At 62.0% G+C, this 18,062-nt stretch carries 22 protein-coding genes; 6 read left to right on the forward strand and 16 right to left on the reverse strand.

The features are described from left to right. Nucleotides 1-225: 225 nt before the first annotated feature. From CIT25_RS30475 to CIT25_RS30510, 7 genes are all read right to left on the reverse strand, one after another. The gene (locus tag CIT25_RS30475; RefSeq protein ID WP_095488830.1) at nucleotides 226-696 is read right to left on the reverse strand and encodes a MaoC family dehydratase; all 471 of its coding nucleotides are present in this window, start codon (nucleotides 694-696) and stop codon (nucleotides 226-228) included. Continuing rightward, complete coding sequence (locus CIT25_RS30480; RefSeq protein WP_095488831.1) at nucleotides 693-1,163, reverse strand: MaoC family dehydratase; 471 nt, start codon at nucleotides 1,161-1,163, stop codon at nucleotides 693-695. Before CIT25_RS30480 ends, CIT25_RS30475 begins: the two co-directional genes overlap by 4 nt. Nucleotides 1,164-1,333: 170 nt before the next feature. After that, the gene (gene corA / locus CIT25_RS30485; protein WP_095488832.1) at nucleotides 1,334-2,308 is read right to left on the reverse strand and encodes a magnesium/cobalt transporter CorA; all 975 of its coding nucleotides are present in this window, start codon (nucleotides 2,306-2,308) and stop codon (nucleotides 1,334-1,336) included. A 331-nt stretch (nucleotides 2,309-2,639) separates the two neighbouring features. Continuing rightward, on the reverse strand, nucleotides 2,640-3,743 hold the full coding sequence (ychF, locus tag CIT25_RS30490) for a redox-regulated ATPase YchF (protein ID WP_095488833.1): 1,104 nt from the start codon (nucleotides 3,741-3,743) through the stop codon (nucleotides 2,640-2,642). 96 nt (nucleotides 3,744-3,839) lie between these two features. Beyond that, nucleotides 3,840-4,568 carry an aminoacyl-tRNA hydrolase gene (pth, locus tag CIT25_RS30495; RefSeq protein ID WP_095488834.1) on the reverse strand — a complete coding sequence of 243 codons (729 nt, stop codon included), beginning with the start codon at nucleotides 4,566-4,568 and terminating at the stop codon, nucleotides 3,840-3,842. Nucleotides 4,569-4,591: 23 nt separating this feature from the next. After that, nucleotides 4,592-5,230, reverse strand: coding sequence for a 50S ribosomal protein L25/general stress protein Ctc (locus tag CIT25_RS30500; RefSeq protein ID WP_095488835.1), 639 nt, complete (start codon nucleotides 5,228-5,230; stop codon nucleotides 4,592-4,594). 339 nt (nucleotides 5,231-5,569) lie between these two features. Then, the gene (locus tag CIT25_RS30510; protein ID WP_337126616.1) at nucleotides 5,570-5,914 is read right to left on the reverse strand and encodes an anthrone oxygenase family protein; all 345 of its coding nucleotides are present in this window, start codon (nucleotides 5,912-5,914) and stop codon (nucleotides 5,570-5,572) included. Nucleotides 5,915-6,180: 266 nt separating this feature from the next. Between CIT25_RS30510 and CIT25_RS30515 the strand changes: the two genes are divergently transcribed. Beyond that, nucleotides 6,181-6,780: a TetR/AcrR family transcriptional regulator gene (locus CIT25_RS30515; protein WP_095488838.1), complete on the forward strand. Its 600-nt coding sequence runs from the start codon at nucleotides 6,181-6,183 to the stop codon at nucleotides 6,778-6,780. An 82-nt stretch (nucleotides 6,781-6,862) separates the two neighbouring features. Here CIT25_RS30515 and CIT25_RS36995 read toward each other — a convergent pair whose 3' ends face one another. Next, complete coding sequence (locus tag CIT25_RS36995; RefSeq protein WP_167391101.1) at nucleotides 6,863-7,192, reverse strand: FAD-dependent monooxygenase; 330 nt, start codon at nucleotides 7,190-7,192, stop codon at nucleotides 6,863-6,865. Between CIT25_RS36995 and CIT25_RS37865 the strand changes: the two genes are divergently transcribed. Continuing rightward, complete coding sequence (locus CIT25_RS37865; RefSeq protein ID WP_167391102.1) at nucleotides 7,166-7,414, forward strand: hypothetical protein; 249 nt, start codon at nucleotides 7,166-7,168, stop codon at nucleotides 7,412-7,414. The two genes, CIT25_RS36995 and CIT25_RS37865, sit on opposite strands and share 27 nt — an antisense overlap. 32 nt (nucleotides 7,415-7,446) lie before the next feature. On the opposite strand, the gene CIT25_RS37005 is transcribed toward CIT25_RS37865, so the two are convergent. Both CIT25_RS37005 and CIT25_RS30525 read right to left on the reverse strand, forming a co-directional pair. Beyond that, nucleotides 7,447-8,028, reverse strand: a complete 582-nt coding sequence (locus CIT25_RS37005; RefSeq protein ID WP_167391103.1) for an FAD-dependent monooxygenase — start codon at nucleotides 8,026-8,028, stop codon at nucleotides 7,447-7,449. A 150-nt stretch (nucleotides 8,029-8,178) separates the two neighbouring features. After that, the gene (locus CIT25_RS30525) at nucleotides 8,179-9,429 is read right to left on the reverse strand and encodes an MFS transporter (RefSeq protein ID WP_167391104.1); all 1,251 of its coding nucleotides are present in this window, start codon (nucleotides 9,427-9,429) and stop codon (nucleotides 8,179-8,181) included. A gap of 123 nt (nucleotides 9,430-9,552) precedes the next feature. On the opposite strand from CIT25_RS30525, the gene CIT25_RS30530 reads away from it, so the two are divergent. Continuing rightward, entirely contained in the window at nucleotides 9,553-10,437 is an 885-nt protein-coding gene (locus CIT25_RS30530) for an AraC family transcriptional regulator (RefSeq protein WP_095488840.1), read from the forward strand. 81 nt (nucleotides 10,438-10,518) lie between these two features. Here CIT25_RS30530 and CIT25_RS30535 read toward each other — a convergent pair whose 3' ends face one another. The 6 genes from CIT25_RS30535 to lgt all read right to left on the reverse strand — a co-directional run bounded on the left by CIT25_RS30535 (nucleotide 10,519) and on the right by lgt (nucleotide 16,268). Beyond that, nucleotides 10,519-11,454, reverse strand: a complete 936-nt coding sequence (locus tag CIT25_RS30535) for a ribose-phosphate pyrophosphokinase (protein WP_095488841.1) — start codon at nucleotides 11,452-11,454, stop codon at nucleotides 10,519-10,521. A gap of 155 nt (nucleotides 11,455-11,609) precedes the next feature. Continuing rightward, nucleotides 11,610-12,212 (reverse strand): hypothetical protein, encoded by a 603-nt coding sequence (locus CIT25_RS30540; RefSeq protein WP_095488842.1) that lies wholly within the window; start codon nucleotides 12,210-12,212, stop codon nucleotides 11,610-11,612. A 54-nt stretch (nucleotides 12,213-12,266) separates the two neighbouring features. Further along, a complete protein-coding gene (locus tag CIT25_RS30545; RefSeq protein WP_095488843.1) occupies nucleotides 12,267-13,418 on the reverse strand; it encodes a M24 family metallopeptidase in 1,152 nt (383 codons plus the stop codon). Beyond that, nucleotides 13,418-14,212 carry a peptidoglycan editing factor PgeF gene (gene pgeF / locus CIT25_RS30550; RefSeq protein ID WP_095488844.1) on the reverse strand — a complete coding sequence of 265 codons (795 nt, stop codon included), beginning with the start codon at nucleotides 14,210-14,212 and terminating at the stop codon, nucleotides 13,418-13,420. The genes CIT25_RS30545 and pgeF overlap by 1 nt, the downstream gene beginning before the upstream one ends. A gap of 116 nt (nucleotides 14,213-14,328) precedes the next feature. After that, entirely contained in the window at nucleotides 14,329-15,417 is a 1,089-nt protein-coding gene (locus tag CIT25_RS30555) for a class I SAM-dependent methyltransferase (RefSeq protein WP_095488845.1), read from the reverse strand. Further along, nucleotides 15,414-16,268 (reverse strand): prolipoprotein diacylglyceryl transferase, encoded by an 855-nt coding sequence (gene lgt / locus CIT25_RS30560; RefSeq protein ID WP_095489213.1) that lies wholly within the window; start codon nucleotides 16,266-16,268, stop codon nucleotides 15,414-15,416. Before lgt ends, CIT25_RS30555 begins: the two co-directional genes overlap by 4 nt. 132 nt (nucleotides 16,269-16,400) lie before the next feature. On the opposite strand from lgt, the gene CIT25_RS30565 reads away from it, so the two are divergent. From CIT25_RS30565 to CIT25_RS30575, 3 genes are all read left to right on the forward strand, one after another. After that, complete coding sequence (locus CIT25_RS30565; protein ID WP_095488846.1) at nucleotides 16,401-16,703, forward strand: accessory factor UbiK family protein; 303 nt, start codon at nucleotides 16,401-16,403, stop codon at nucleotides 16,701-16,703. Nucleotides 16,704-17,121: 418 nt separating this feature from the next. Continuing rightward, nucleotides 17,122-17,622: a type III secretion system chaperone family protein gene (locus CIT25_RS30570; protein WP_095488847.1), complete on the forward strand. Its 501-nt coding sequence runs from the start codon at nucleotides 17,122-17,124 to the stop codon at nucleotides 17,620-17,622. A gap of 18 nt (nucleotides 17,623-17,640) precedes the next feature. Further along, nucleotides 17,641-18,000 carry a tRNA-binding protein gene (locus CIT25_RS30575; protein ID WP_095488848.1) on the forward strand — a complete coding sequence of 120 codons (360 nt, stop codon included), beginning with the start codon at nucleotides 17,641-17,643 and terminating at the stop codon, nucleotides 17,998-18,000. Nucleotides 18,001-18,062 lie beyond the last annotated feature (62 nt).

Here is an 18,062-nt window from a genome sequence, read left to right on the forward strand (position 1 = left end):
AAAACACGATCCGCCATCCCGAATCTCCCTGCTCCAACCTTCACCACAGAATCACCGTTCGGCTTCTGTGCAAAGGTCTCCCTGTGGGAGAAGGTGGCCGAGCGAAGCTCGGTCGGATGAGGGGTGCTGGACAGAGTGAGGCGTTGAGTTCCCTCCAACACCCCTCATCCGTCTTGGCGCTGCGCGCCAATCCACCTTCTCCCACAGGGGGAGAAGGAAGAAAGCTCACCCCATCTTCACCAGCACGGCACTTTCGAACTCGATGACCTTGTCGCCGGTCGAATCGAAGGCCTCCGAGCGCAGCGTGAGCAACCGCCAGCCCGGCCGTGATGCGATGGGGCGATGGGCAAGCGCGGTGCGGGTGAAGGTCACGGTTTCTCCGGCATAGACGGGCTTCAGCCATTTGAGGTTCTTGAAGCCGGGCGAGGGGCCAAATTCGGGCGCGGGCCTAGTGCCGGCCCACCGGGCGCCGTTGGCCTCCACGCCGGTCTCGAGGTTCAATTTCATCCAGGTTGCCGCTGTGTGCCAGCCCGAGGCGCACAGGCCGCCGAACACGCTCCTCTTCGCCGCCTCTTCGTCGAGATGGAATATCTGCGGATCGTATTTCCTGGCGAACGCCTTGATCGCCTCGGATTCGAATTTATGCGAACCGAGCGTGACGGTGACGCCGATGCAGAAGAATTCGTCGAGGCTCACGCGTTGGCCCCTCGGGTCAGGAACATGACGGTGTTCTCGAGTTCGAAGACGCCTTCGCCACGCTGGTTGAAAAGCTCGCTGCGCATGGTGACGAGGCCGAGTTGGGGCTTCGATCTGGACAGGCGCTTGGCAAGGACGGTGGTGTTGCCGGTCAACATATCGCCGGCCAGCACCGGCTTTTTCCATTTGACGAGGTCGACACCGGGGGCGCCCTGCGAGGTCGAGTCCAGCAGGAAGGCATCGCACAGCATGCGCATGAACATCGCGCAGGTGTGCCAGCCGGAGGCCGCCAACCCGCCAAGGATGCTGGCCTTGCCCGCCGCCTCGTCGAGATGCATCGGCTGCGCATCGAACTCTTGCGCGAATTCGATGATCTCGGCCGCGCTCACCAGCTTCGTGCCGAGGTCGAGCGAGGCGCCCTCGACGAAATCCTCATAGGCCCAAGTCTTTCCGGTCTGGCCGGTCATGGTCTGGAATTCTTTCCGGTCATGGTCTGGAATCCGGTTCAAGATTGCACGATCGCCACGGATCGGGGTTCCCGGATGCAGGTGGGACGGGATTTGGTCAAGTAATTTCTGGTGCGCCAGGCCATCGCGCGCCCCACGGAACAGTCAACGAAACAGAAGGTCCGAAGGCTTTACAACCAGCCGCGGCGGCGGAAATACCAGAAGGGCAGGATCGCCGACAGGATCATCAAGCCGATGGCGAAGGGATAACCGAAGTGCCAGCTCAGCTCGGGCATGACATTGAAATTCATGCCGTAGATCGACGCGACCAGCGTCGGCGGCAGGAAGATGACCGCGGCGACGGAGAAGATCTTGATGATGGCGTTCTGCTCGATCGAGATCATGCCGAGCGTCGCGTCGAGCAGGAAGTTGATCTTCTGCGACAGGAAGGTGGCGTGGTCGGCGAGCGACAGCACGTCGCGCGACAAGGTCTTGATGCGCGCGCGGATATCCTTGCTCATCTTGGTCTGGGTCGAGGCGTGGGTGAGGAAGCCGGCGAGCCGCTGCAGCGAGATCAGGCTGTCGCGGATCGAGGAGGCGATGTCCTCCTTGCGGCCGATGGCCTTCAGCAATTCCTGGAAGTCGCGGTTGCGCTTGGAAGCCTTGGTCGAGCGTGCCTCGAAGATGTCGCGCGAGATCGTCTCTATGTCGCGGCCGGCGCGCTCCAGAATGTCGGCGAGGCGGTCGACGATCGCCTCCAGCAGGCCGATCAGGATGGTGTCGCCGCTGGTGCAGCCGGTCGCCACCTTCTCGGCGCGCAGCGGAAAGGTCTTGAAGGCCTTCGGCTCGTGGTAGCGCACGGTGATCAGCCTATTGCCGGCCAGCACGAAGGTGACCGGCGACATTAGCGGATCGTCGGCCTCGGTCTGAGCCGGCAGCGTGGCGGTCATGAAATAGGCGCCGTCCTCGATATAGAGGCGGCTCGAAATCTCGATCTCCTCCATCTCCTCGCGCGTCGGAATGGCAACACCGAGCCAAGTCTCGATGGCCGTTTCCTCTTCCTTGGTAGGGTTCATAAGGTCGGCCCAGACGACCTTGTCGCTGTTTGCCAAGAGATCGTCGGCAACGCGCAGGCGATCATTGTCCACGACGAATGCCTTGATCATCGCCGGGTCTCCCTTGCTGAGGCCAAAAGGATGGGTTCGAGCGGGCGTGTCGTTTCGGATTGCACGGGACAGGCTTTCGACGAAAGCGCGGGCCGGTGCAGACGCCCCTTAGACCGGGCATTGCGGGCAGTCAAGCCACGCGGAAAGGGCCCGTGCGGTCTCTCCCTTCTCCCCTTATGGGAGAAGGTGGCCGAGCGAAGCTCGGTCGGATGAGGGGTGTTCCAGCTTGGCACCCACAGCGCTCCGGCTAACACCCCTCAACCGTCTTGGCGCTGCGCGCCAATCCACCTTCTCCCGCAAGGGGAGAAGGAAGAAGGCGCCGTCGGTCAGGTCAGGTGTTGAACTTGAACAGCATGATGTCGCCGTCCTGGACGACATACTCCTTGCCTTCGTCGCGCGCCTTGCCGGCTTCCTTGGCGGCCACTTCGCCACCCAGCGCGACGAAGTCGTTGTAGGCGATGGTCTGGGCGCGGATGAAGCCACGCTCGAAATCGGTGTGGATGACGCCTGCCGCTTGCGGCGCCTTGGCGCCCTTGTGCACGGTCCAGGCGCGCGTTTCCTTTGGCCCGACGGTGAAATAGGTGATGAGCTGCAAAAGCTCGTAGCCGGCGCGGATCACCTTGTTCAAGCCTGGCTCCTCAAGGCCCAACGTTGCCAGGAATTCCATTTCCTCGTCGTCGCTGAGCTGCGCGACCTCGGCTTCGATCGCTGCCGAAATCACCACGGTACGGGCGCCTTGCGCGGCAGCCATCTGTTCGACCGCTTTGGTGTGCGAATTGCCGGCGGCGGCGTCGGCCTCTGCGACATTGCAGACATAGAGAACGGGGTGCGACGTCAGCAGGTTCAGCCCCTGCAGGATGCGCAGATCCTCCGCGGAGATACCTTTGAGCAGAATGCGGGCTGGCTTGCCGGCCTGCAGGAGTTCAAGAGCGGCTTCCATCATCGGAAGCACGGTCAACGCCTCCTTGTCCTTGCCGGAAGCGCGCTTGCGGAACTGCACGATGCGGCGCTCGAGGCTGTCGAGGTCGGCGAGCATCAGCTCGGTCTCGACCGTCTCGGCGTCGGCGACGGGATCGATGCGGCCCTCGACATGGGTGATGTCATCATCCTCGAAGCAGCGCAGCACATGGACGATGGCGTCGACCTCGCGGATGTTGGCCAGGAACTGGTTGCCCAGCCCTTCGCCCTTCGAGGCGCCGCGTACCAAGCCGGCGATGTCGACGAAGGAGATGCGGGTCGGGATGATCTCCTTCGACTTGCCGATCGCCGCGATCTTCTGCAGACGCGGGTCGGGCACCGCCACCTCGCCGGTATTCGGTTCGATGGTGCAGAACGGATAGTTGGCGGCCTGCGCCGCCGCCGTCCTGGTCAGCGCGTTGAAAAGCGTCGATTTGCCAACATTGGGCAAGCCAACGATGCCGCATTTGAAACCCATTTTTATCCGGTCCTATTGGGAAATCGAAATTTGATGAGGGCTATGGGCGAAAGGGGTGACGAACGTCAAGCCCTTCGGCTCCGTTCACGCCGAAGCTCAATCCTTGCCGCCAAACAGCTTCTTCAGCATGGCAGCCATCGGGCCGGTTTGCGGCAGCTTGACCGCCGGCTGCTGTCGCGCCTGACGGACGTGGCTTTGCTGTTTCGGGCTCTGCTGTTTCGACCCCGCGTTTTCGCGTTCGGGCGTAGCACCGGTCTTGCGTTGGACGGCAACGCTGACCTTGTTCATGAAGCCGGACTCGTCCCCCCTGACGATCAAGTCGGCATGATCACCGATGGCGTCGAGCAGCGGCTCCAGCCATTCGCGATCGGCCTTGGCGAAATCGCCAAGCACATGATGCTGGACGAATTCCTTGACGCCCGGGTGGCCGACGCCGATGCGCACGCGGCGGTAAGCGTTACCGACATGGCCGTCGATCGAGCGGATGCCGTTGTGACCGCCGGCGCCGCCGCCGGTCTTCACGCGGACCTTGCCGTCGGCGAGGTCGATCTCGTCATAGAAGACTGTGAGCGCCGAGGGGGTGAGCTTGTAGAAGCGCAGCGCTTCGCCGATCGACTGGCCTGAATTGTTCATGAAGGTCTGCGGCTTGATCAGGATGATCTTTTCGCCGGCAAGCGTGCCTTCGGCGATCAGTCCCTGGAACTTCTTCGACCAGGGCGAAAAGGAATGGCGGCGGCCGATTGCGTCCGCCGCCATGAAGCCGACATTGTGCCGGTTGTTGGCGTATTTCGCGCCCGGATTGCCGAGGCCTGCAAACAGCAGCATCGTCACCTCCGGGCGGAAAGGGATTACTTCTCTTCGGCGGCAGGAGCCGCTTCGGGCTCAGCCGCTTCGACCGTCTCTTCCGCCTCCGGCTTCATCGCCGCGGAGCCGGCAATGGTCGCGACGGTGAAGTCGCGGTCGGAGATCACCGGCTTGACGCCGGCCGGCAGCTTGACCGCCGAGATATGGATCGAATCGCCGATATCGGTGCCGGTGAGATCGACGGTGATGAATTCCGGGATCGCATTGGCCGGGCAGTGGAACTCGACTTCGTGACGCACGATGTTGAGCACGCCGCCGCGCTTGATGCCGGGCGACTTGTCCTCGTTGATGAAGTGGACCGGCACGTCGACATTGACTTCGGTGTCCTTGCCGATGCGCAGGAAGTCGACATGGACCGGGAAATCCTTGACCGGGTCGAGCTGGAAGTCCTTGGGCAGGACCTGGATCTTCTTGCCGTCGACATCGATCGTGGCGATCGTGGTCAGGAACCCGCCGCCATGGATCTTGTAGTAGATGTCCTTGTAGGTCAGCGCAATCGCCAGGGGAGGCTGCTTGTCGCCGTAAATTACTGCAGGCACTTTACCGTTGCGGCGAACTGCACGGGCGGACCCCTTACCGACCTGTTCGCGCGCTTCGGCCTTGAGCTCGTAAGTATCGCTCATGGCATTTCCTTTCGCGTTGTTCTGGAGCGTTCGCGGCCGGCGAGGTGCCTGGGCCGTAAACGTCGAAAGCCGTCATGGCCTTACATGATCTGGTCCAAAATCTTTTTTGGGATCACGCAGGCCCGGACAGCCTTCCGCCGCGTTGCCTCCAAGGGTGTCTACGCGGGTGGCGGCTCTATAGCGGAAGGCGGGGCGGGGTGCAAGCCGTTGGGGGTGGGCAGTATCTCACCTGAATTTTCGGCGGTGCGGGGGCCCAGGCTCTGTGACCGGGAGCAATACGACCGAAACGAACAGGAATAAGCGCCCAGCCGCTGCGTCGTCCGGCTCAGGTGATCCCGGTCACATCCTCACCAGACCGAGGCCGGCAAAAGCCAAGGCGATTCCTGAGGCGATGGTTCGCGCCTGGTTCCAGAACTGCCATCGTTGTGAATAATCCTGCCAGATATGGCGCGCAGTCTCGATATCGTCGGGAATGGCAGTTGCGGCCAATGCCTCGTTCATTGGCACGTTCACCGTCAATGTGAGGAAAAGGCCTGATGTCAGATAGACGAGCGCTGCCGCCGCGAACCAAAACGCAGGCGACTTGCGGCCATCGAAACGCATCGCGGCAGCCGTGAGCCCCAGGACGACCGGCGTCAGAAAGAATGCCGGAAAGAACACGGCGTTGCGAACCGACGCATTCATCGCTTGCATTGCCTCGATTGCCACGCGCGGATCAGTCTGATCGAGGCCCCACATTGTGGAGCAGACCCAAGCGTAGAAAAATCCAAAAATCGCTCCGCAAAAGATGATCGATGTGATCGACAGTCCTACCACTATCCCAGGCATCGCTGCTTCCACCAAACCGTATCGCCGTGTACGCTTTTGCATATACGTACAAACGTGTACGGTTTTGGTCAAGCAGTTTCCAAGCTTGGCAGTTTCGCAGATTGGCAGTTTCGGAGATTGGAATGCGCGAGGACACCAAGGCTGCGCGTCGAGCACAGATCGAGAGGGCAGCCTACAAGCTTCTCAAGGAGAGAGGCTATGGCGGGACTTCCATGCTTGGCATAGCCAAAGAGGCAAAGGCGTCAAACGAAACTCTCTATCGCTGGTATGGCGATAAGAAGGGCTTGTTCAAGACGATGGTCGAGAACAATGCAAGGACGACGAAAGCGGCACTGGATGCGGCAATCAGGGACGAAGCCGATCCTCTGGTAACCCTTGAGGATGTTGCTCCGATCCTCCTTTCGATGCTGCTTGGCGAGCGGGCAATTTCCCTTAACCGCGCGGCTGCTTCTGACGAGAGTGGCGAATTGGGTGCGACGATTGCCGCAGGTGGTCGCGATTCGGTATTCCCGCTGATCGAGAAACTGATCCAGCGCGGCTTGGAGAGCAGCGCGCTCGCCGCGCCATCTGCACGCATCGCGGCCGATTGGTTCTTGAACCTGCTGATTGGTGATCTGCAGATCCGGCGGGTCATTAGCACGCTGCCGGTTCCTTCAGACAAGGATGTCCATTCGAGAGTGGTTGCCGCGATCAGTGCATTTAGAAAGCTCTGCAGCACATGACGGCAAAATTGCTCGATCTGTGGTTATGCATAGGGCGAGCAGGAATAGGTCGGTTTCCAAGGCCATGCATGGAGGCTTGGCGCTACGCGGCGATCCTGACCGGCTCGAAGTCTATGTCGAGAACCGAATCCAACTGCCGGTCCATGAAACGCTCAGGGATGCTCTTCACCAGCAAGTTGCGGAGAGGGACGACAATCGGGTTCCGCAATTGCGCAACTCCGGCGTAAAAACGCGATTCGGATGCAACGCGATGCGCCCTTTCGAGGCGACGCTTGTCATATTCGCGGATTGCCTGCCCGATCGGATGCCGTCCGAACAAAGCCGCAAGCACCGCCGCGTCTTCAATCGCGAGTCCCGCTCCCTGTCCCAGATCAGGGGTGACGGCATGGGCGGCATCGCCAAGCAGGGCCACCCTGCCGCGGGTGAACGCAGGCATTGGGTCGAGATCGAGAATGTCCGTCCAGATCATCGAGCCGGCAGGTGTCCGATCGAAGATTTCCGGAATCGGATCGTGGAAACCGGAAAACATTGCGCGCACCTCGGCAAGATCGGCCTGCGCCAGTTTGGGATCGCCGACGCGGTCGGCGCCGCTGCAGGCAAACCAGTAGACTCTTTCGCCGGGAATCGCCGCTAGGCCGATCCGTTTGCCGGCCCCCCAGCTCTCGGTCAGGCGGGTGGGTCCATTCCTTGTGGAAGGCCTGGCGCGATTGCGCGCCAGCAGACATAACGCGCGAAGCGCTCCCTCGATTGCGGAAACAGCGCCTTGCGAACCACGGAGTGAATGCCATCGCAGGCGAGCACCAGATCGCTCCCCACGCTCTCCTCATTCGCGAAGCGTAGAACGATGCGATCACCCAAGTCACGTGCATCGACGCACTCCATATCGGTGTGAATTATCGAGTGGGGTAGCTGCGAAAGAAGGGCCTTGTGAAGGTCGCCTCGGTGCAGCACAGCCATGCTGAGATGACCGTATCGCTGGCTAAAGCGCTGAAAATCCGTCGATTGAAGAACCTGGCCTTTGTCGTCAAGAAGGTCGAGCCGGTGTATCGCCTGCGCATTGGCCACAACCGCATCGTAAAGCCCGAGCGTGCGCAGAGCCCGAAGCGCGTTGGCGCTCAGGCTGAGACCTGCGCCCAAAGGCTTCAATTCGCTCGCTTGCTCGAAAATCTCGACCTCCCAGCCAAGGAGCCGAAGCCCCTTGGCAAGCGAAAGTCCCGCAATCCCGGCGCCAACGATGACTGCCCGCATGACCTCCATCCCTGAGAATTCTGAGTAGCGCTGTGATTGGTGTATCCAATCCTGGCCTCGTTCTTAACGAGCGCCTTACAGCGCGAGTTCCCATCGAGTTGCCATTTCGCGCGGCCTGACTTGGGAGAAAGCCGAGGTCCAACCCAAGCTTCACCCTATCGTGGCGTCGTCCTCGATCTTCCTCGCTTCCTTCATGTTGGGAAGAAAAACCGTCAGCAGCCCGAGCAGCGGCAAATACGAGCAGACCTGAAAGACGAAATCGATGCCTTTCATGTCGGCGACGACGCCGAGCACGGCGGCGGCGATGCCGCCCATGCCGAAGGCGAAGCCGAAGAAGATGCCGGCGATCATGCCGACGCGACCCGGCACCAGTTCCTGGGCGAAGACGACGATGTTCGAGAAGGCCGAGGACAGGATCAGGCCGATCAGCACGGTCAGCACCATCGTCCATTCGAAATTGGCGTAGGGCAGGGCCAGCGTGAAGGGCAGGACACCGACGATCGAGAACCAGATCATCGGCTTCTGTCCGTAGCGGTCGCCGAACGGGCCGCCGAGCAGGATACCCAGCGCCGAGGCGCCGAGGAACAGGAACAGCATGACCTGCGACATCTGCACCGAAACGCCGAATTTATCGATGGCGTAGAAGGTGTAGTAGCTGGCGAGGCTGGCGACGTAGGCGTTCTTGGTCAGCACCAGCAAGGTCAGCACCGCCAGCGCGCCCATCACCTTGCGGCGCGGAAAGGGCGAGACGAAACTCGCCGCCTTGCGGTTGGCGAGCGAGGCGCGAAGACGGCTGTACCAGCCGCCGACCCGCCACAGCACGATGATGCCGATCAGCGAGCCGACGGCAAACCACGCTATGCTGGTCTGGCCGAAGGGCACGACGATGAAGGCAGCCAGCAGCGGCCCTATGGCTTGGCCGAGATTGCCGCCGACCTGGAACAGCGATTGCGCCAGGCCGAACCTGCCGCCCGAGGCGAAACGGGCGATGCGCGAGGATTCCGGGTGAAAGATCGCCGAACCGATGCCGATCAGCGACGCGCCGATCAGTAGCAGCGAATAATGTCCGGCATAGGCCAGCACGATCAGGCCGATCAGCGAGGCCGCCATGCCGTAAGGCAGCGAATAGGGCATCGGCCGCTTGTCGGTGACCATGCCGATCAGCGGCTGCAGCAATGAGGCCGTCACCTGGAAGGTGAAGGTCAAAAGGCCGATCTGCCAGAAATCGAGGCCGTAATTGTCCTTCAGCAGCGGATAGATGGCCGACAGCAGCGACTGCATGATGTCGTTGACACAGTGGCAGAAGCTCACCGCAAGAATGACGGTGAAGGCCGTCGCTTGCGCCGAAGTGTGGCTGGCCGTCGCAGGGGTGGCGACGGTGGTGGCTGTCGTGTCGGTCAAGGCATGCTCCGTGGACTTTTTGGCGGGCGCTCCCGCAGGCGTAGCCGGTTGCCTTATAAGTCACTTGCCGGGCGACTTCTTTCGTGGTTTGGTCCAATAGTTTCGCGAGTGGGCCATTACCCAATGCCGCACGGCAATGAAATCTTCAAAGCTGGCGACAGCGATCTCGGGCAGTTGCATGAGCGCCGCTGGCAGTGGCTGGAGCAGGCCGTCGGGCCAGCGGTGGCCCTGCCGACCGAATACCCCGACGGCTACCATGTGCCGCGGCACCGCCATAGCCGCAGCCAGTTGCTGCATGCGCTTGTCGGCGTGGTTCTGGTGACGACGCGACATGGGCGCTGGATGGTGCCGCCCGATCATGCCATGTGGATTCCCGCCGGCACCGAGCATTCCGTCGAGATGCTTGGCGACGTCAGCATGCGTTCGGTCTATGTGATGCCGGAGGCGATCCCCGGGTTGCCTGAAGGGCTGCGGGTCGTCGGCGTCACCGACCTCATGCATAGCCTGATCGTGGAATCGGAAAAGCTGCCACAGGGCGGCGAACTGGAAGGGCGCGGCGGGCTGATCATGAGCCTCCTGCTGCATGAAATCCCGAACCTGCCGGAACGGCCGCTCGGCCTGCCTTTTCCTTCAGATCCAAGGCTTGCGGCGCTGTGCCGGCGCTTCGTCGCAGCACCCTCGCCGCATGCGACGATCGACGAATGGGCCGATATCGTCGGCATGAGCCGGCGTTCCTTCACCCGTTCCTTTCATCGCCAGACTGGATTGTCGCTATCGACGTGGCGCCAGCAGGCCTGCCTGTTCGCGGCCTTGCCGCGGCTGGCGGACGGCGAGCCGATCACCAGGGTGGCGCTTGATCTCGGCTATGACAGCGTGCCGGCCTTCATCACTATGTTCAAGCGCATGCTGGGAGCATCGCCGCGCGGCTATATGCGCGGCGCGCGGGATGCCGGCGAAGGCGTTCGCCGGCCCAATGTGCCGGCGCGGCTGGAAGGTCCTGTAGCCTAGGAGCGGCGCGCCCGATGGTGGGCTTTGATACGTGCGAGAGCATCCCTATCGAGGGCTGAAAATCGTTTCGTGGTCGGTGCGCTAGTCGAACAGGCTCGACACCGATTCCTCGGTCGCCGTGCGCGAGATCGCCTCACCCATCAGGTCGGCGATGGAGATGACGCGGATGTTGCTGGTGTCGAGCACCGCCTGGGTCGGCTGGATGGAATCTGTAATGACCAGTTCCTGCAGCTTCGAGGCGCCGATGCGGGCGATGGCGCCGCCGGACAAAACGCCGTGGGTGGTATAGGCGGTGACGCTGGTGGCGCCGCCGGCAAGCAGCGCATCGGCCGCATTGCACAAGGTGCCGCCCGAATCGATGATGTCGTCGATCAGCAGGCAATCCTTGCCGCGCACGTCGCCGATGACGTTCATGACTTCCGATTCACCGGGGCGCTCGCGACGCTTGTCGACGATGGCAAGCTGGGCATCGATGCGCTTGGCGAGCGCACGGGCGCGGACCACGCCACCGACATCCGGCGACACGACCATGACATTGGCAAGCTGCTTGTATTTCGCCTTCACGTCGCGGGCCATGACCGGCACTGAAAACAGATTGTCGGTCGGGATGTCGAAAAAGCCCTGGATCTGGCCAGCATGGAGATCCAGCGTCAGCACGCGATCGACGCCCGCCCGCGTGATCATGTTGGCGACCAGCTTGGCCGAGATCGGCGTGCGGCCCGAGGCGCGGCGGTCTTGCCTGGCGTAGCCGAAATAGGGAATGACCGCCGTAATGCGCTTGGCCGATGAGCGCATGAAGGCATCGATCATGATGAGCAGTTCCATCAGGTGATCGTTGGTCGGGAACGAGGTGGACTGCAGGACGAAGACATCCTCGCCGCGCACATTTTCCTGGATCTCGACGAAGATCTCCTGATCGGCGAAGCGCCTGACGCTGGCTTTGCCCAGCGGGATGTTGAGATAGCGGGCGACCGCTTCGGCCAGCACTCTGTTGGAATTGCCCGCGAAAAGCTTCATGCACCGTTCCTGGTGAAGGATGGAGACTCTGGCAGACTCTCTTGAGCCTCTTAAGTCGGGCTTTTAGCGGCCCGTGCCGGTATTGCAAGCGTCGTGATCGGGAATCCGCCGGCTAATCTCAATAAACGTTTACGGCGAGGGCAGCCTGCAACGTGTCAGCCCGCCTGACCGCCAAGCCATGTGGCAAACTGGTCGATCGTCTGATCGGCGATCGCCTGCATGGTCTCCGGCGCGACAGCAGCCCAGCCTTCGCCACCATTGACCGACGGCGCCTTCTGCTGGCCGTTGATGCGATGCAGCCGGTTGCCTGCCGGGTCATAGACGTCCCAGACATAGATGACGGTGGTATCCTTACCTTCCGACATCGTCGAGAAATAGCCTTTCAGCACGTGCGTTGGGGTCTGCCCGGCGCTGCCTGCCAAGATGATGCCGCGCTGCTTGGCTCGCGTCTGAAGCTCCGCGGTCAACGGTGTGGCGGCTTCTACCGACGCGCCGACGATCGGCGCCACCTGCAGGCGGGTTCGTGCGATGACGGCGGCGCTTTTTGCGGGCGGCACGGTCGTGGTTGCGGGCTGTGCAGGGGCGGAAGGTTGTGCCGTCGCGGAAGGCTGCGGTGCTGCAGCCGTGCCGGCTGCGGGCACGGCCTGTGTCGACTGCGGGGCTATGGCCGAGGGTTCGAGAACGTCCTTCGCATTGGTGCAGGCGGCCAACGCCAGCGCCGCGAGCAATGACACGGTCGTCACATGCGATCGCCTCATTTGCCTCAAAACTCCTTGGCGATGAACGCCCTTTGAATCCCTATCATTATGGATTCACTGCACGATCAAGTCGAGATCATGGCGGGACAGCGGCTTCGGCTGCGATTCGGTCGTCAGATAGGTGCGGCCAAGCGTCATCGCGGTCTCGGTTTCGGAGTCCATGATGATCATGTGGGCGAACAGCGTCATGTTTGGCGCGATGGGCTCGGGATTGCCCTGATAAAACATCGGCATGTCCATCCATGACGGAGTGAAGCGGGCGCCGAGCGAATAACCGCAGGCATTGAGACGGTGCTTGGTCAAATTGTGCGCCTCGAGTGTGCGGGCATGCGCGTCGAACACATCGCCGAAGGTATTTCCGGGCGTCATCGCCTTCTCGACGGCCAGAAGCGCGGCGCGCGCCGCATCGAACAGTTCCTGGTGACGTTTCGACACTTTGCCGGTCAGCACCGTGCGCATCATCGCCGCATGATAGTGGTGGAAGACGCCGGCCCATTCGAGCGTCAGCTGGTCGTTCTTGGTCAGCTTGCGGCGGCCGGCCTTGTAGCGGCAAAGCAGTGCGTCCACCCCCGAGCCGATGATGAACTCATTGGCCGGATAGTCGCCGCCACCAGCAAAGATTGCGCCCTGCATGGCGGCAAGGATCAAGGCTTCGTCGCCACCCTGCTTGATCAGTGGCAGGGCCGCGTCCAGCGCGTCGTCAGCGAGGCTCGCGGCCTTTTCCGCCTTGGCGATCTCGGCCGGGCTCTTGAACAGGCGCAGCCGGCTCACGATGCCGGAAGCGTCGGCGATCTGGCCAAAGGTTTGCAATTGTTCGTCCAGGCGCCGGCCATTGTAGGCGGTCAGGCCGTGGGTGTCGTATTCGACGCCGATGCGGGCGCCGAGCAGGTCGAGGTCGTTGAGCAAATTGCGCAGGTCAATCGCCGGATTGGCGCCGTCGCGGTCGGTCCACAGCACGATGTTGTCGATGATCGAGGTGTGGCGCGCCTGGCGCAGATCGGCCGAGCGCGTCAGCAGGATCATCGAACCGTCTGCCTTCACCACCAGGCACTGGAAGAAGCAGAAGCCGAACGTATCGTAGCCGGTCAGCCAGTACATGCTCTCCTGCGCAAACAGCAGGACGGCATCGAGCTTCTTTTCGGCGATCTCGATCATCAGCCGATCGCGCCGCGCGTCAAATTCCGACCGTTCGAAATGCAGCGCCATTATTCTGTCTCCAAAACGATTGCCGAAATCTGCCGCCCGTAATCCGGCTCGTTGCGATGCGTGGTGCGCCGGTAGGAATAGAACAGATCCTCCTCGGCGTAGGTGCAGCGGCTAAGCCCGTCGGCGGTGACGCCAGCCCGGCTTAGCCGATCGACCGTATAGAGGTTCAGGTCGAACATTGCATGTCCCGACTTCGCCGACGGCGCGAAGTAGCGGATGTTGTTGGCATCGGCCTCGACGAAGCGGGCGACGAATTCCGCCCCGACCTCATAGTTTTCTGGGCCGATGGAAGGACCGAGAACGGCGACGATGCGCTCGCGCCGGGCGCCGAGGCCTTCCATCGCTGCAATGGTATTTTCCAGCACGCCTGACAAGGCGCCCTTCCAGCCGGCATGGGCCGCACCGATGATACGCGCCTCCACATCGGCGAACAGGACCGGTCCGCAATCGGCGGTCGAGGCGCCGACGGCGATGCCCGGCCGGTCGGTGACGATGGCGTCGGCCCTTGGCCGCTCGCCGGGAAAAGGCTCCCTGGCGATGACGACGTCGGGCGAATGGATTTGGTGGGCGGTCAAGAGATGGGTTGAAGGCACGCCCATCCAGTCGGCGACGCGGCGGCGGTTCTCGGCTACCTGCGTCTGGTCGTCGCTCGAGCCGGTGCCGATGTTGAGGCCCTGATAGATGCCGCTGGAGACGCCGCCGACGCGGGTGAAATAGCCGTGGCGAATGCCTTGCGCCCGCGCCTTCTCCAGCAAGTGCGACCGAACGGGATCCGGTTTGGTCTGATTCAGCATGGCGGCGTTGTTGTCCGTGTGGGCGATTTCGTCAAGCTACAGTCCAAAGATGGGCGAAAGTCCAAAGTTGGGCGACAGTCGGAAGTTGGGAGAGTGGGAGAGGCGGCAGCGAAAAGTCAATCCGCTGGTGCAAAGGGCGGAACGGCGATTTCGGCAGGCAGGACGGCAAGCACCTTGAAGAGGTCACCCATGGCTTGCGGGCCGGCGAGGCGCTCGACCTCGCCTGCAATCTTTTCGCGAGCCGCCTCATCGGCATTGGCGCCGAGTTGGCCGGCGCGTTCGAGAAGGCCCATTTCCACCAGGAATTCGCCTTGCGTGGAGAGATGGGCATCGAGGCCGTGCGCCCGCACAATCGCGGCAAGGGCGGCGAAATCGACATGGGCGGTGAGATCGGCTTCGCCCGGATTGGCCAGCACATCTTCGTGATCGTGCTTGCGCAAGGCCTGCAACGTGTCGCCGATCCCTGGCCGGAGATAGCCATAGTCGAGGAATAGGCCAGCGCCACCGAGCTCGGCCAATCGCTCAGCGATGGTCGCCATCAGCGCGGCTCGGGCCGGCGCGACCTCGACAATCGCGCCCTGTGGCGCATTTTCGGCGTCGTTCGGCAACAGCGTCGGATCGACCGAGCCGGCGCCGGCGAAGAAGTGCAATTCGTCCGCGCCGTCGAGGCCGATCATCCGTTCGCGCCAGCCTGTTCCGGCGCGGACGAACTGTCGGATGGGCACAGCGTCAAACAATTCGTTGCCGACGATGAAAAGCGGGGTCTGCGGCAGCGTGCCCGTGCTTTCGTGCCAACCGATCGTGGCCGGCGTGGCGGCAAGCGTTTGCTTTTGGACATCTATCAGCCGCGGGCTGGTCTCGACCATGGCGAAGGATGCGCCGGCGGTCAGCGCCGGATCGAGCCGCGAAAGCGTGCGCAGCATGTCCTTCATCAGCGTGCCGCGGCCAGGACCGATCTCGGCGATGGTGACCGGCATCGGCCGGCCGGTCGCCAGCCAGGCTTCGTAGAGCCAGACAGCGACCAACTCGCCGAACATCTGGCTGATCTCCGGCGCGGTGACGAAGTCGCCGGCAGCCCCGAACGGTTCGCGCGTCGTATAGTAGCCGTCCTGCGGATCGAACAGGCAAAGCGCCATGTATTGGTTGACCGGGATCGGTCCCGCCGCACCGATCAGCTCGACGATGCGGGTTTTCAGCCGGGTCATACCGGCTGGGGCTGTGTTACCGGCTTTGCAGTCGCCATCGCCCAGACGCCGGCAAGCACCATTGGTAGCGACAGCACCATGCCCATGGTCAGCCAGCCGGTGCCGAGGAGATAGCCGAGCTGCTGATCGGGCTCGCGGAAGAATTCGACGACGATGCGCGAGAGACCGTAGCCGCAAATGAAGGCGCCGCCGACGAAGCGCGGCGTCTTTAGCTTGAGCCTGGAATGGGTGAGGAAGCGCAGGATCAGGAACAGCACCAGGCCCTCGAGCAGCGCCTCGTAGATCTGGCTCGGATGGCGTGCAAATGGGCCGCCATTGGGAAATTCGACCGCCCATGGAACATCGGTCGGCCTGCCCCAGAGTTCGGAGTTGATGAAATTCGCCATGCGAACGAGGCCAAGGCCGACCGGCACGCCAGCTGCAACCACGTCGAACAGCGACCATGTGCGGATGCCGCGCGACCAGGAAAACAGCGTCATGGCGAGAATGACGCCGAGCAGGCCGCCATGGAACGACATGCCGCCTTGCCAGACGGCGAGTATATCGAGCGGGTGGGCGATGTAGCGTGGCAGGTCGTAAAACAGCACGTAGCCAGTGCGTCCGCCAAGCACCACGCCGATGGCCGCCCATACGATGAAGTCGTCGAGATCCTCAGGCTTCATAGGCACGGTGCCGTCGGGCCAGAGCCTTGCATTGGTGACGAGCCGCTTGGCATACCACCAGGCGAAGAGAATGCCGACGATGTAGCCGACGCCATACCAATGCACCGCCAGCGGTCCGATCTGGACGATGACCGGGTCAATGTTGGGGAAGGGCAGGGCCGCCAGCGGCAGCATAAGATACTCGCTCAACAGGATCTCCCGGTTGCGGATCACGTTCGGGCGCGGACCATGCGGCAGGGTTTTGGCGGGGTCAAGGCGACGTGGATGCTTGCATTCCGGGTCGCGCGCCACTACGTCAAATCGACCAAGCGAGGATTTGCCATGTCGACCGGACCGAACCGCATTCTCGATGAATTCGCCAAGCTGATGACCGACGCCGCGGGTGCCGCGCAAGGGGTGCGGCGCGAAGTAGAAACCGCTTTCAAGGGGCAGGCCGAGCGCGTTCTCAACTCGATGGACCTGGTGCAGCGCGAAGAATTCGAGGCCGCACGCGATATGGCGGCGAAGGCCAGGGAAGAAAACACCCGCCTTGCTGCGCGCCTCGAAGCGCTTGAGGCAAAGCTCACCGAATTGACCGGGCAGGCCGCGCCTGCGGCTGCGGCAAAGCCCAGATCAAAAAAATAATCGTTAAACTTTTCCACAAAGCACAATCGCAAAAAGCGCTTTGACGTGAATCGCTTACCGGCATTGCGTGAATCTTCGTGACAGAGGCTTTCCACATGCGAATGACGCAGTGCGAAAAATTGGGCTGGTCACGCGACTCCCGATCAATAGACTGAATTTGTTGCATGATTCGAAGCAGGGTCATGCGCCGGGCGGTGGGGTCCGGTCTGGGGTCTTTGCGTTGACGAAGTCCCGGCCGTCCGAGTTCTAGACAAGATTGTTCGTTGTGTGTGCCCGCGGAGCGTGTGGCGCTCACTAGAGCGACGTGCGTCCACTTGGACGCACAAAGTACGCTCTAGAACTTTGAACGTTCGCATCGTGCTTTCCGAAAATCGAACCGATTTTCGGGCCGTTGCGAAGGAACGACAGGAAGCATTCCATGGAACTTCTCGAACTCGACCTCTCTCGCGAAATTCATCCGGTGGATGTTATCGAGCAGGTGGCCCACAACAACGACTGGTCCTTCGAACGGGCCGGCGACGACGAGATTTCGATTTCGGTTGCCGGAAGCTGGACCGACTACCACGTCTCATTTTCCTGGATGGAGGATTTCGAGGCGCTGCATCTGGCCTGCGCTTTCGACATCAAGGTGCCGGAGGCGCGCGCGCTCGAAGTGATGCGGCTGCTTTCGCTGATCAACGAGCAGATGCTGTTCGGCCATTTCGACCTCTGGGAACAGGAAGGCGCGATCATGTTCCGCCAGTCGCTGCTGCTTGCCGGTGGGGTCGAGCCGTCGAGCCAGCAGGTCGAGGTGCTGTTGTCGTCGGCGCTGGAAGCCTGCGAATGCTATTTCCAGGCGTTCCAGTTCGTCGTCTGGTCGGGAACCTCGGCCAAGGAGGCGCTGGCCGGCGTCCTGTTCGAGACCTATGGAAACGCCTGAGCCAGGTCCTGACCATCAATGAGCTCGAGCAGCCAGCGCAAGCCCGAGATCAGCTTCGCCGATTTCGACCGTGTCGATATCCGCGCCGGCACGATTATCGAAGCCGAGCCGTTTCCCGAGGCGCGAAAGCCGGCGATCAAGCTGAAGATCGATTTCGGCGCTGACATCGGTGTGAAGAAATCGTCGGCGCAGATCACCAAATATTATGCGCCCGAGACGTTGGTCGGCCGGCAGGTCTTCGCGGTGGTCAATTTTGCGCCGCGGCAGATCGGCCCCTTCATGTCGGAAGTGCTGACGCTTGGCTTTCCCGACGAGGAGGGCGCCGTCGTGCTTGGCGCGATCGAACGCAAGGTGCCGGATGGCGGCCGATTATTTTAGCTTCGTCATCCACGGGCGAAGCGGACGCGCAACCCCGAGAATCCATGCCGTAGCAGTGGTCG

This window comes from Mesorhizobium mediterraneum (genome assembly GCF_002284565.1).
GTDB lineage: Bacteria > Pseudomonadota > Alphaproteobacteria > Rhizobiales > Rhizobiaceae > Mesorhizobium > Mesorhizobium mediterraneum.

Excerpts from the sequence above, each read along its gene's own strand:
- CIT25_RS30480 (WP_095488831.1), bottom strand. The coding sequence starts at position 1,163 with ATGACCGGCCAGACCGGAAAGACTTGGGCCTATGAGGATTTCGTCGAG.
- corA (WP_095488832.1), bottom strand. The coding sequence starts at position 2,308 with ATGATCAAGGCATTCGTCGTGGACAATGATCGCCTGCGCGTTGCCGAC.
- ychF (WP_095488833.1), bottom strand. The coding sequence starts at position 3,743 with ATGGGTTTCAAATGCGGCATCGTTGGCTTGCCCAATGTTGGCAAATCG.
- pth (WP_095488834.1), bottom strand. The coding sequence starts at position 4,568 with ATGCTGCTGTTTGCAGGCCTCGGCAATCCGGGCGCGAAATACGCCAAC.
- CIT25_RS30500 (WP_095488835.1), bottom strand. The coding sequence starts at position 5,230 with ATGAGCGATACTTACGAGCTCAAGGCCGAAGCGCGCGAACAGGTCGGT.
- CIT25_RS30510 (WP_337126616.1), bottom strand. The coding sequence starts at position 5,914 with ATGAATGCGTCGGTTCGCAACGCCGTGTTCTTTCCGGCATTCTTTCTG.
- CIT25_RS30515 (WP_095488838.1), top strand. The coding sequence starts at position 6,181 with ATGCGCGAGGACACCAAGGCTGCGCGTCGAGCACAGATCGAGAGGGCA.
- CIT25_RS37865 (WP_167391102.1), top strand. The coding sequence starts at position 7,166 with ATGGGCGGCATCGCCAAGCAGGGCCACCCTGCCGCGGGTGAACGCAGG.
- CIT25_RS37005 (WP_167391103.1), bottom strand. The coding sequence starts at position 8,028 with ATGCGGGCAGTCATCGTTGGCGCCGGGATTGCGGGACTTTCGCTTGCC.
- CIT25_RS30530 (WP_095488840.1), top strand. The coding sequence starts at position 9,553 with ATGCCGCACGGCAATGAAATCTTCAAAGCTGGCGACAGCGATCTCGGG.
- CIT25_RS30535 (WP_095488841.1), bottom strand. The coding sequence starts at position 11,454 with ATGAAGCTTTTCGCGGGCAATTCCAACAGAGTGCTGGCCGAAGCGGTC.
- CIT25_RS30540 (WP_095488842.1), bottom strand. The coding sequence starts at position 12,212 with ATGAGGCGATCGCATGTGACGACCGTGTCATTGCTCGCGGCGCTGGCG.
- CIT25_RS30545 (WP_095488843.1), bottom strand. The coding sequence starts at position 13,418 with ATGGCGCTGCATTTCGAACGGTCGGAATTTGACGCGCGGCGCGATCGG.
- pgeF (WP_095488844.1), bottom strand. The coding sequence starts at position 14,212 with ATGCTGAATCAGACCAAACCGGATCCCGTTCGGTCGCACTTGCTGGAG.
- CIT25_RS30555 (WP_095488845.1), bottom strand. The coding sequence starts at position 15,417 with ATGACCCGGCTGAAAACCCGCATCGTCGAGCTGATCGGTGCGGCGGGA.
- CIT25_RS30565 (WP_095488846.1), top strand. The coding sequence starts at position 16,401 with ATGTCGACCGGACCGAACCGCATTCTCGATGAATTCGCCAAGCTGATG.
- CIT25_RS30570 (WP_095488847.1), top strand. The coding sequence starts at position 17,122 with ATGGAACTTCTCGAACTCGACCTCTCTCGCGAAATTCATCCGGTGGAT.
- CIT25_RS30575 (WP_095488848.1), top strand. The coding sequence starts at position 17,641 with ATGAGCTCGAGCAGCCAGCGCAAGCCCGAGATCAGCTTCGCCGATTTC.